7 protein-coding genes and 2 pseudogenes are annotated in these 12,075 nt (G+C 69.0%); 5 read left to right on the top strand and 4 right to left on the bottom strand.

The genetic code is table 11. The features are described 5' to 3' along the window. Window positions 1-343: 343 nt before the first annotated feature. The 3 genes and pseudogenes from N8I84_RS01405 to N8I84_RS01395 form a co-directional block, all read right to left on the bottom strand. Window positions 344-800, bottom strand: a pseudogene (locus tag N8I84_RS01405) (helix-turn-helix domain-containing protein); the annotation flags it as partial. A gap of 150 nt (window positions 801-950) precedes the next feature. Next, window positions 951-1,688 (bottom strand): hypothetical protein, encoded by a 738-nt coding sequence (locus N8I84_RS01400; protein WP_263227517.1) that lies wholly within the window; start codon window positions 1,686-1,688, stop codon window positions 951-953. Window positions 1,689-1,981: 293 nt separating this feature from the next. Then, window positions 1,982-3,505 (bottom strand): LCP family protein, encoded by a 1,524-nt coding sequence (locus N8I84_RS01395; RefSeq protein ID WP_263227516.1) that lies wholly within the window; start codon window positions 3,503-3,505, stop codon window positions 1,982-1,984. Between the two features lie 496 nt (window positions 3,506-4,001). On the opposite strand from N8I84_RS01395, the gene N8I84_RS01390 reads away from it, so the two are divergent. After that, a complete protein-coding gene (locus N8I84_RS01390; protein WP_263234616.1) occupies window positions 4,002-4,373 on the top strand; it encodes an SUKH-4 family immunity protein in 372 nt (123 codons plus the stop codon). Window positions 4,374-4,399: 26 nt separating this feature from the next. On the opposite strand, the pseudogene N8I84_RS01385 reads toward N8I84_RS01390, so the two are convergent. Continuing rightward, window positions 4,400-5,122 (bottom strand): annotated as a pseudogene (locus N8I84_RS01385) (transposase); the annotation flags it as partial. 168 nt (window positions 5,123-5,290) lie between these two features. Between N8I84_RS01385 and N8I84_RS01380 the strand changes: the two are divergent. The 4 genes from N8I84_RS01380 to N8I84_RS01365 all read left to right on the top strand — a co-directional run bounded on the left by N8I84_RS01380 (window position 5,291) and on the right by N8I84_RS01365 (window position 11,998). Beyond that, complete coding sequence (locus N8I84_RS01380) at window positions 5,291-7,111, top strand: alpha-amylase family protein (protein ID WP_263227515.1); 1,821 nt, start codon at window positions 5,291-5,293, stop codon at window positions 7,109-7,111. Window positions 7,112-7,144: 33 nt separating this feature from the next. Next, window positions 7,145-9,019, top strand: coding sequence for an MBL fold metallo-hydrolase (locus N8I84_RS01375; RefSeq protein WP_263227513.1), 1,875 nt, complete (start codon window positions 7,145-7,147; stop codon window positions 9,017-9,019). Window positions 9,020-9,256: 237 nt separating this feature from the next. Next, the gene (locus N8I84_RS01370) at window positions 9,257-10,282 is read left to right on the top strand and encodes a LacI family DNA-binding transcriptional regulator (RefSeq protein ID WP_263227511.1); all 1,026 of its coding nucleotides are present in this window, start codon (window positions 9,257-9,259) and stop codon (window positions 10,280-10,282) included. A gap of 333 nt (window positions 10,283-10,615) precedes the next feature. Continuing rightward, window positions 10,616-11,998 carry a GH1 family beta-glucosidase gene (locus N8I84_RS01365; RefSeq protein WP_263227510.1) on the top strand — a complete coding sequence of 461 codons (1,383 nt, stop codon included), beginning with the start codon at window positions 10,616-10,618 and terminating at the stop codon, window positions 11,996-11,998. The last annotated feature ends 77 nt before the right edge of the window (window positions 11,999-12,075 follow it).

Below are 12,075 nucleotides of genomic sequence, written 5' to 3'. Positions count from 1 at the left end.
CCTGTACATGCGGCCAGGCGCTCAACGCCTGAGGTGCCCGCCTGCAGCAGAAAGGTCGGACGGGCGCCGCAGGCGTCCGCGGGCACCAAGCCCCCGGGATTCGTAGCGGCGTGCGGGGCACCCGCAAGGGTTCTTGCCCGGAGGACACGGCGTCAGCATGCCAGAGATGATCACTCGTCGCGTGTGACGCGGCGGCGTCATGCGTGTTCAACCACCGTCCGGCGGAGGCATCCAAGCCGAGCATGCGGGCAAGGAGTGCTCACTCTGCCGCACCTTACGGATGGGCAACCGGCTGTTGACCTGATCGGGCCACGCCGAATCCGGCAAGCCTGCATTGTTATCCGTACTCGTTGCGTCCGCCGCGCCGACCCTGGGGCATCGAGGTGAGTGGCTCGATGAACTTCACGTCGATCTGCACCCGGTGGCCGGGCAACTGCTTCTCGTACCGCTTCCATCGTCGGTCGTGGCGCTTGCAGCGCCGGGAGGCGGGCAGGCGGCCCATTCCCAGGCGGTTGGGGATGCGCCAGACGCCCAACTTGCTGATCGTCACGTCGTGGTACCGCTTGAGGTACATGACGATCTTCTCGGGGCCGAAGTGGTAATTCTGCCGCAGGTGGATGATTTTCCCGACCACCTCCACGTGAGCCGCGTTCGGGGACGTCTTCGGGGCCTTGGAACGGGTGCGTAGGCCTTCGACGCCCTCCGCCTGGTAGCGGCGGTACCAGGTGTAGTACGCCTGCCCGCCGATCCCGAAGTAGCGGCAGGACATGGCTACGTTCGACGTGGCGTATGACGGCCAGGCGCCGCTTGGCCTCCCGGTCAAGCGGCCGGGTGGTGGGGGGTGGACTTCGGCATGTGGAGCTCCGAAGTGATCAGAGACCCAGGTGTCAACGGTGATCGTCAGTTTTAGGCGGCCGTAAGCCACGGCCGCAGGGAGTCTCTCTGTCTCCTTATTGCGGTCGCATGAGGTCCAGGTCCTCACCCCAGGCGTCCAGTACCTCGCCGTGTCCAGCTTCTCGGGCGGCCGTCTCGACGAGGGTGAACAGGTGCCGCTGCAGGGATACGTCGCCTGTTGCCGAGATGCGGTCCACGGCGCGGAGCAACACGTCGGTATCCCAGCCCGGAAGCGGGTGCCGGTCAAGCTCCCACTCCAGGTACTTGTTGTAGGGGCGGGGGCGACGGTCGAGAGCGAAGAGCAGCTCAAGCAGGAACCGGATGCTGTCGGCGGCGTCCAGGCGAGCGGCGAGAGCCTGCCCGTCCCGGTGGTTCTTGACGGATCGGTAGAGCGAGTTGGCGTAGGCGTCGAGCCAGCCACTGGCGTTTTGGAATGCCTCATCGGCACCCAGGCGAGCCTTGTCGGCGAGGATCCGGGCGATGCCTCCGTCGAGCCGGTCGAGCACGATCTGGGCGCGGGCGAGGGCGTAGCGTTCAAACCCGGGCATTCCGGCTGCACGGAACTCGGTGAGAGAGGCGATGACGAGGTCCAGCTCGGCGGTGCGGTGGCCCGTGAACCGGGTGAGATCGGTAGTGGCGTCATCGGCGAGAACCACGTACAGATCGTGGTCGGAGTGCCGGGTGATCATGCCATCGTGGGCTCGGGAACCTTTGAGGACGAGGCCGACGACGGCTGCATCAGCGGTGGCGAGTTCGACGAGTGCGTCGTAGGTGAGAGGCTGCTGAACAGTCATGGTGTGGATCTCCGCGAGGTGATGACGGGTACACCTGCTGGGGCGGCCCCCTTCTTCGAGAGGCGCCCTGCACCGTCTGCGGCTGCACAGGGCCGCCGCCCGGTAGATCAACGCACATCCGGACCCTACCGCCCGCCGGGCTGTGGGGCAGGGCATTCGGGGAGACGTGAGCATGCCGGCCCCCTTGGTCACAGCCACTCGCCGAGGGCTGAGACCGCCCCTGACGCACATCAACCAACTACACTCCGGACGATGCCTCTGACCAGGCCAGATAGCGAAACGCTGCTGGAGTACTAAGGCGCTGAGTCTTTCACGTGGGGGCTGCGGGCGTACGCCGTGGTGGGGGTGATGCCCCATTTGGTCACGGCCGTGGTGGGTATGCCTTCGGCGGTTACGCTTATGGTGCGGTCGGTGCTCACATGGACGCATCCCGAGTCGCCGCCGTTTCGCGCCAGCGCACCGGACAGCGCCTTGTGGGTGTCGGCCGGAGCCGCGGAGGGGTGGCTGCCCGGGTAGGTCGTGCCGGTCGTCCAGTCGCTGCCGATCAGGAGGACGATCTGATTGCCGCTGCCCTGCTTCACGTGGGAGGTCGGAAGACCCAGCGTCGAGGCTACGGCCTTGGCCTGAGCGGACTTGCCTTGCGGATAGGTCAGCGTGGTTGTCGTGACCGGAGTGCTTGCGTTGCCTGCGGTGGAGGCAGAGTTGAATCCGGCGCGGATCAGCTGCTGGAGGATCGTGCTTGCCCGGTTGGGGGTGCTTGTGCCGTTCTCGACGTCGACGGCGACGGAACCTTTGTCGACAGGCTGCGTCGTGGAGGTCGCCGAAGAGCCGGCGGATTTCTTGCCTGTGGCAGTGGTCAGCGACTGGTCGTTGGCGATGGTCTGGAACAGAGTTGCGGCACCCGGGCCTTGGACGACATGCGCCCGGTTGGCCGGGTCGGGGACGTTCTGCATGGTCACGAAGGTGATCCGTGTGCTCGGCACCTTGTTCACATCCGACGCGAGCGAGATCAGCTTCTTCACGCTGCCCAAGCCGTCGTCCACGGTCAGCGCCTTGGTGGCCGCGTCCGCCAGGCCATAGACCGCGGTGGGATCGGTGAGCGTGCCAGCGCTCTTCAGCTTCGCCATCGCCGCACCGAGGAAGGCATGCTGGCCGCTGGTGCGGCCGACGTTGTCACTGCCACCGGTGAAGCCGTGCCGGGTGCGGAGGAATTCCAGAGCGGCGACGCCCTTGAGGGTGTGCGGGCCTGCCGACAGCTTCAGGTGGGACGACGGGTCGTAGACGTTCTTGTCCACGCAGATGCCCACGCCGCCCACAGCGTCCGATATCGAGACGACTCCGGCGAAGTCCACCTTCATGAAGTGGTCGATCGGGATGTTGGTGAGCTGGTGCACGGCGGCCACCTGGCAGGCCGGACCGTAGGTCAGGGCGCTGTTGATCATATCGGTGCGGGCGCCGATGCTCTGGCCGGTCTCCTTGTCGGTGCAGGGCGGCAGGCTGGTGACCAGGTCGCGCGGAATGCTCATCACCGTGGCATTGGAGCGGTCGGCGGATATGTGCACCACCATCTCGACGTCAGCCCGCTCACCGCCGCCCGACTCGCAGGCGCCTCCCAGCTTGCAGTCCGCCGCGCTGCCACGGCTGTCCGAGCCCATCAGCAAGACGTTGATCGGGGTACGGCCGAAGGCGTCGGCCTTCTCAGTGCCGCCCTTGCCGTCGAGTGAGACGCTGTGGATGTTGCCGTTCAGGTGTTCGTAGAACCACCAGCCCGCGCCCGCAGTGATCAGGACGAGCACGGACAGGGTGATCGCGACCATCTTCAGCGCCCGACTGCCGCGTCCCGTCGGCCGCGCCCGCCGCCGCGACCGGGTATTGCCCCGCGACCGAGAGGCCGCCCGGGCTGCAGCGCGCCCGCCCGGCGGGCGCACGCCCTCCGCCTCGGCCGCACGTTGTCCGGGCACCCGGGCGGCACGGCCACGCGTGGCCTGACCGCCCCGGCCCTCCCAGGGCTCGCTCATCTCGCACTCCCATGAACGGTCGGGCCCGTCAGACCCGGCCGTCGGGGGTACGGCCGGGCATCGCGGCGATGTAGGAACAGGCGAAGCCGGGCTCCGCCACAGTTGAGTGATTGCGCAATCTAACAAAGCCGCGGCTCGACCAGTGCTGTGACCCCATAGGTTCCCGGCTTGGTGAAGCGTCGGCAGGGCGGGCTATGTTCTCGGCATGAACGACGCTGAAGTCGCCTCGCTCTTGGCCGGATGTGCTCGCTGCCCGTACCCCGGGGTGTGGCAGGAGTCCCCTTTTGTGGAACGCATGGTCGATGGTGCGGGGTATGCCCTGGTCTCGGTCGACCCAGGACTGAGCGCGCTCGCCCTACGGCGTGATGACGGCTCGCTGTGGTGTCTGCCGGAGGGCGGTGTTCCTCAACTGGTGAACTCCAGCGTTGAGGCGTTCGTTGCCTTCAACCGCGCTTATGAGGAGGCCGCTGCTGAGGCCGCTGCATACGAGGGGCCCGGTGACGGCCTGAGCGAAGACGAGACCGTGGACCTGGCCGAGCAGGCCGCCGACGCGCTCACTGAAGCGTTGCTGGAACGATTCGAGATGCTTGACGCCGAGGCCGTTGCCGACGAGAACTCGTTCTGGCACATCGGGGCCGAGGAGCTTGGTTACGGCATGAGTGTGTGACCACGTAGAACATCGGGGCAGGCTGCTCAAGCTGCGATTACAAGGGGGCGTCCGCCCCAGCGGATGCCCTTTTCGCTGCGGATGCGGGCGCGTTCCTTGCGCTGGGCGCCGAATACATCGGGGTGGCGGGCGTGGTCGTTGCGCCGACGCAGATAGCGGTGCAGGGCCCGGGTCTGCGCGGGATGACTGCGCTGGTGGGAGTCGGCCAGGGTGAACTGCCGCAGCGGGCCGATGTGCGCCTCGATCGGGTTGGCCCAGGAGGCGCAGGTCTGGGTGAAGCACAGCTCGACCTTGTTTTTCTTCGCCCAGCGGCGGATGTCCGCGCCGGTGTGGGCGGAGAGGTTGTCCAGGATGATGTAGATCGGGGCGCCGTCGGGCCGGGCGGCAGGGATCGACTTCAGCGCGGTCAGGGTGTTGACGGTGCCGTTGCGGCGCCGGTTGACGCCCCACAACCGGTCCTCGCCCACGGAGTAGCAGCCGCGGAAGTAGGTGACACCGTGGGTGCGGCGGTAGGTCGCCGGCAGGCGGTCGGGCTGCTTCGCCCAGCAGGAGCCCACGGTCGGGCGGATCCCCAGCGGCCCGAACTCGTCGTAGGCGAAGACCCGGTCCGGGAAGCGGTCCAGCACGTGCTCGATGCGGTCGAGCTTGGCGTCACGGTCGGGGTCGGGGGACTCCTTCCACGTCTTGGTGCGCTGGAAGGTGATACCTCGGCGCAGGAGCAGGCATCGCACGGGAGTACCGATTCGAACTTCCGCGCTAGAGAACCCCGAGCATCGCCACGCCGGCTTTCAGTTGGGGGATGAGGTTTTCGGCAAGAGCACTGTTGACCATGGCGGGCCTTCTGGGTACGTTCTCACATGGGAACGATTCCAGCGGGAGGCGCCCCTTGGACGCCGCGCGGACACGAGGGGCGGGGCGTGGTGGGGACACCGTCGGGCGAAGTGTGGCTGGGTCGGCACGAGGGGCGGATCCAGATACGGACCAAGGCGTACGGCCTGAGTGTGGCGGCTGATGGCCGCACCGCACAGGTCTTCGCCGCCGGTACGGACTCGGATGCCGACGGCTGGGGCCGTCAGGTCGCCACCCTCCAACTGTTCGGGGCGCTGGACACGCTGGAGGGGCCGGACGAGACTGCAGAAGCGGGCCCACCCGTGCTCCTGAGGCAGCATCCGCACCCCGTCATCGAGGCCGAGCGTTGCAGCACCCGCTGGGAGCGGGCCGCCGTGCGCCTCGAGTGCCGCCCGGAAACGGTGGAACTGTCCTGGTCGGTACGTGGCAGCGGGACCCTGGGGGAGGTGCACCTGCTGGCCGGGCGTTCGGTGCTGCCTGGCGGTGGCGGGTACCTGCCGAGTGGCAGTTCCTTCCGTACGCTCTTCTCGCCGAACCCCGGGGACCCACGCCGACTGGTGCGCGCTGCCGGTGAGAGCGCCGTCGTGGGCGTGGTGGGGGACGCCAGGCCGGGGCGCGGCCACTGGTTCTTCACCCCCGCTCCGCTGTGCCTGGCGTTGACCACCGCGCCTGCTGTGGCCGACCCTGCGCAGGCTGTGCCCGAGGGGTGGTGGACGCTCGCCGTCGACGCCCCTGTATCGGACCTGACGTTCACGCAGCTCGCCTACGTGCCGGTGGACGGCGGGTTCGGACTGCGGCTGGACTACGAGGGCCACACCCGGGTGGACGGTGAATTCCGTACGCCCACCGTGGTGCTGACGCCGGACAGCCCCGACCCGTACGAGGGCCTGCGTCGTTACCGGGCCCGGTTGACCTCGAGCGGCTCGGCGCCGGCCCTCCAGAGGCGTCGGCGCCCGAACTGGTGGTCTGCGCCCATGTTCTGCGGCTGGGGTGCGCAGAACCACGAGGGTCGCGTCACTGGACGTCCTGCCCAGGACCTGGCCGGCCAGGCCGAGTACGACCGCTACCTCGAGCGTCTCGCCGACCAGGGTCTTGAGCCGGGAACGATCGTTGTCGACGACAAGTGGCAGCTGCAGTACGGCACCTGCGAGCCGGACCCGGACAAGTGGCCGGATCTGCGGGGGTGGATCAGAGCCAGGCGTGAACGCGGGCAGCGGGTCCTGCTGTGGTGGCCCGCCTGGCTGTGGGAGGGCCTTGCCGACGAGTTGTGCGTCCGCAACCCGCAGGGCCGGCCCGTTGCGCTTGACCCGGACAACCCCGGGGCCCGCAGGGCGCTCGAGGACGTCGTGGCGCGCATGCTCGGCGACGGCCCGGGCGGTCTCGGTGCGGACGGGATGAAGATCGACTTCACCGCCCGTACGCCCAGCGGTGCGGCGCTGACCCACCACGGTCCGCGCTGGGGGATCGCCCTGCTCCACGAGTTGCTGTCCACGGTGTACGACACGGCCAAGCGAGTGAAGCCGGACGCGCTCGTCGTCACGCACACCCCCCACCCCGCCTTCGCCGACGTCACCGACATGGTGCGGCTCAACGACATGCTGCGCCTGGACGACCCCGAACCCGATGCCCCTATCGTGCCGCAGATGCGCCACCGGGCCGCCGTGGTCGCCGCCGCCTGCCCCGACCTGCTCATCGACACCGACGACTGGTGCGTGCCCGACCGGCAGCAGTGGCGGGAGTACCTGGCCGCCAAACCCGGCCTGGGCGTCCCCGCCCTGTACTACACCACCCATCTCGACCGGACCGGGGAGCCGCTCGGTCCTGAGGACTACGCCGCCCTGCGGTCCGCGTGGTGTGCCTGGGACGAGCGGCGGCGTACGGATGCCTGACATCCCTGACCTGACCGGGACCACAGGAGAACCATGCTGATCGGCACGGACGTTTTCCGCCTTCAGGACACCTGCCACGTGTATGTGCTGCGTCGTGGTCGAGAGGCGGTGCTCATCGACTTCGGTAGCGGCGAAGTCCTCGACCGCCTCGACGACTACGGAGTCGACCGCGTCACGGACGTCCTGATCACCCATCACCATCGCGACCAGGTACAAGGTTTGGCGCGTGCTGCGCACGAGGGCATCAGGGTGTGGGTCCCGCCGGTGGAGCGGGACCTCATCGAGAACGTCGACGAACACTGGCGTACCCGGCCGCTCGACAACGACTACGACGTGCGCCAGGACAGGTTCTCGCTGCTGGAGCAGGTTCCGGTCACCGGCAGCGTCGCCGAGTACCGCACCCGCTCCTACGGGCCGCTCGAGGTGCTCACCCTTCCCACTCCCGGCCACACCGTCGGCTCCGTCAGCTACCTGGTGGAGATCGGCGGCAAGCGCCTGGCCTTCGTCGGCGACCTGATCCACGGTGAGGGCCGGGTATGGTCGCTGGCGGCCGCCCAGTGGGCGTACACAGGAGGCGAGAGCGCCGGTATGGAGGGTGTCGCCGCCACCGCCCTGTCGTGCCGGCAGCTGCTCGACCACGCCCCCGCCGTGTTGCTGCCGTCGCACGGGGAGCCGGTGACGGATCCGCCTGCCGCTGTTGCCCGGCTGCGATCAAGACTTCAGGCACTGCTGGACTCACGCCGCAGACGCCCGTGGGATCTGGACGCCATGCTGGACGACCCCTGGGAGCGGGTGACGCCCCACCTGCTGCGCAACCGCACCAGCAACGCGCTGACGTACGCGTTGCTCTCCGAGCACGGCACGGCACTGCTGCTGGATTTCGGCTACGACCTGACCACCGGCCTGGCCGGCGGGCACGACCGTTCCAGCCGACGGCCTCTGCTGGCGTGCCTGGAGTCGCTGCGGCGCGTCCACGGCATCGACCGGGTCGAGGTCGCGCTGCCGACCCACTACCACGACGACCACGTCGCCGGATTCAATCTGCTGCGGGAGGTGGAGGGCACCGCCGTCTGGTCGCCCTCCAACGTCACCCCGGTGCTCCAGGACCCGAAGCGTTGGGACCTGCCCTGTCTGTGGTTCGACCCCATCCCGGTGGACCGCGATCTCCCGGTCGGCGAGCCGGTCACCTGGCGCGAGTACGAGATCGGCGTGCATGAACTGCCAGGCCACACTCTGTACGCGGCCGCGTACTCCTTCGAGGCCGACGGCCGCCGCGTGGTGGCGACCGGCGACCAGCAGAACACTGCCTGGCGGCCGGGGGAGCAGCCCGAACTGCTCAATTACCAGTACCGCAACCGTTTCCGGATCGACGACTTCCGACGAAGCGCCGAGCTGTACCGCGCCTTGAACCCCGAACTGATGATCAGCGGCCACTGGCCTCCTCGCAAGGTCACCCAGGACTACCTGGACATGCTGCTGGAGGAGGGGGAGCGGGTGGCGCGGCTGCACCGCGAACTGCTGCCTGCGGAAGTCGACTTCGACGCCGAAGGCTTCGGCGCCCGGATCACTCCTTACCGCTCGACCGTGACGCCGGGCCGGACCCTGGTGTTGGAGGTCCGTGTGCGCAATCCCTTCCCGACCGCGCGCACCGCCCGGGTGCGGATGGTGGTCCCGCAGGGCTGGGCGGTGGAGCCCGCCGAGCAGGAGGTGAAGCCGCAGGGGCGCGGGGAGGCCACCCTGGTCTTCACTGTGACCGTTCCCCCAGAGGGGCGCGGAGCTCGCAGGCGGGTGGCCGTGGACCTGACGGTCGGTGGGGTACGGTTCGGCCAGCAGGCCGAGGCCCTGGTCACGGTGGCGCGCAGGCAGCGGTGGGAGGACGGCGACGCGCCAGAAGGACCGGGGGTGTGAGCCGAGGCCACCGACGTAAGCGTTCGACCGGAGTACGGCCGGACGATCACGTTATTCTGCCAGCAGTGTCTCTCACTGCACGCGGACTCAGGTGCCGGACGGTGCTGGGGGAGAGCGGCAATCGGGGCGAGGGGACAGCGGCGGATGGCTGATCGAGGAAGAGGGGTACCAATCGTCGGGGGCGACGGTGACGGGCACAAGTCCGCGGGCGGGCGACGCCGCCCCACCCTGCACGATGTGGCGAGGGAGGCAGGGACCTCCCGCTCCACCGCGTCGCGCGCGCTCAGCGGGCAGGGCTATGTGGCGGCGCACATCCGTGAGGACGTGCTCGCGGCCGCCCAGCGCATCGGCTACGTCCCCGACGCTCTGGCACGCACCTTGAAGGCGCAGCGCAGCAACGTCGTCGGTCTGCTCGTCTCCGACCTGCGCAATCAGTTCTACGCGGAACTCGCCGCGGGCGTGGAGCAGGCACTGCGCGCGGCCGGTTACCAGATGGTGCTGGTGGATGACCACGGAGACCCCCAACAGGAACTCGACGGTGCCAAGGCCTTCGTGGCGATGCGGGCCACGGGCGTCGTGCTCACCCCGGCTGCCGCAGCGGCCACCGAACTGCTCGTCGAGCGGGGCGTGAGCGTGGTCGAGGCCGACCGGCGCTCCGGAGCCCGCGGGTGCGACTCCGTGATCATCGACAGCGAGTACGGTGCCCGGGAGGCCACCCGACACCTGCTGGAACTGGGTCACCGGCGCATCGCGCTGCTGATCGACGAGACGAAGTGGGCCACCGGCGCCGAACGGCTGCGTGGCTACCGCGCCGCGCACCGCGCCGCCGACGTGCCCCTCGACCGGCGGCTGGTTCTCGACCTGGAATTCCAAGCCGCGGACGCCAGGTCCCGGGTGGCGGAGCTGCTCGATCAGCACCCGGACGTCACCGCGATCTTCGCCGTCAACAACCTGATGGCCGAGACCGCTTGGCTGGAGCTGCGCCGACGCGGCCTTGCCGTGCCGCGTGACGTGTCGCTGGTGTCGTTCGACGACCTCGCATGGATGCGGATGGTGGAGCCGGGGCTCACGGCCGTCGCGCAGCCCACATACGACATGGGGCGCAGGGCGGCCGAGTTGCTGCTCGGACGGGTCGCCGAACGGGAAGCCGCCGCGGAATCGAAGAGGGGCCCAGGGCGTCGCCGCATCCAGGAGACACTCGAGCCGACGCTGGTGCTGCGTGGCTCGACCGCGGCGCCGGCGGCGAGCCCGACCGGAGCCTGATCCAGCGCCTGTCGCAGGACGTTCGGGACCGCGCGGGCGCCGCTCGAGCGCGCCCCAACAGGCGCTTCGACGTGCGCTGATGTACGAGCTGTGAATCAAGTGTTGCCGGAGTATTGACGGGCCTTCAACGATCTGAGTACGTTCCCATGTGGGAACGATGCCACATCGCATTCATGCGCGGACAGCGTCGGCTGTCGGCACCCCCGGTGACCCCCTCCTCACCTGACCGCAGCGTTGCTGAGGAGTGGCACGTTCCCCCCCGCAGGACCACGGCCTGCCGGCCTCTGCCGGCACTGCCACTGCCATGAACGGATCGAAGGGCTGACGTCACAGGTGACCACCGAATCAACCGGGGTGCTGAGCTTCCCGGACGGCTTTCTCTGGGGCACGTCGACTTCCGCGTACCAGGTGGAGGGTGCCACGGACAGCGACGGACGCGGCGAGTCCGTGTGGGACCGCTTCTGCCGCGTCCCCGGGGCCGTCGAGCGTGGGGAGAGCGGCGCGGTCGCGTGCGACCACTACCACCGGGTTGCCGAGGACGTGGCGTTGATGGCCGACCTCGGCGTCAACGCTTACCGGTTCTCGCTGGCCTGGCCCCGGCTGATCCCCGACGGGGACGGCGGTGCGAACAAGAGGGGCGTCGACCACTACGACCGCCTGATCGACCAGTTGCTCGCTCGTGACATCAGCCCGCTCGTCACCCTCTACCACTGGGACCTCCCGCAGGCCCTGCAGGAGCGCGGTGGCTGGCTGGCTCGCGAGACGGCGGACCGGTTCGCGGAGTACGCGGCCGTTTGCTTCGAGGCCTACGGCGACCGGGTGCACGACTGGGTCACGATCAACGAGCCCTGGATCGTCGGCCTCCTCGGACACCAACTCGGTCTGCACGCACCGGGGGAGCGGGACATCGCGGGTTCGGTGCGCGCGATGCACCATCTCCTGCTCGCCCACGGCAAGTCCGTCCAGGCGCTGCGAGAGAGCCGCCCAGAGGGCAGGGCCGGTGTGGCGTTCAGCCTCTTCCCGCACGTGCCGCACACCGCCAGTGAAGAGGACCGCCTCGCGGCGCACCACTCCGACGGCTATGTCAACCGCTGGTTCCTCGACGCCGTGCTGAGCGGCCGCTACCCCGAGGACATGCGTGAGCACTGGGAACAGGCCGCCGGTCCCCTGGACTTCATCCGCAGCGGCGACATGTCCGTGATCGGAGCCGGAAGCGACTTCATCGGGGTCAACTACTACACGCGCCGTATCGTCAGCGCGCGCCGGCAGCCCGCGGACGGTCCCTTCCCGTGGCGGGTGGAGCCCGGCCGGGCGGACGTGGCACGTACGGACTTCGACTGGGAGATCGTGCCGGAGGCCCTTACCGACCTGCTGGTCCAACTGCACGAGAGCTACGGGGAGGTGCCGGTACTCATCACGGAGAACGGCGCCGTCTTCAACGACGAGCCCGGCGAGGACGGCGCCGTCCACGACGCGCGGCGGACCGACTTCCTGCACCGCCACCTCGTCGCCGTGCACCGCGCGATCGAGCGCGGCTGCCCGGTCCGCGGATACTTCCACTGGTCCCTGATGGACAACTTCGAGTGGGCGATGGGCTACCGGCCCCGCATGGGGTTGGTGCACGTCGACTACGCGACGCAGCGCCGCACGGTCAAGAACAGCGGCCACTGGTACTCCCAGGTCGCACGCGCCAACGCCCTACCGGGTCCAGCGTGACCGCGTGAGCCGACTGATCCGCTGACGGCCTCCGCGACGAGCATCCGCCTTCCGCGGCTCCCCCGACATCCTGTCCC

The sequence above is a fragment of the Streptomyces cynarae genome (assembly GCF_025642135.1).
GTDB classification, from domain to species: Bacteria; Actinomycetota; Actinomycetes; order Streptomycetales; family Streptomycetaceae; genus Streptomyces; species Streptomyces cynarae.
This window is presented reverse-complemented; position numbering and strand designations above follow the sequence as displayed.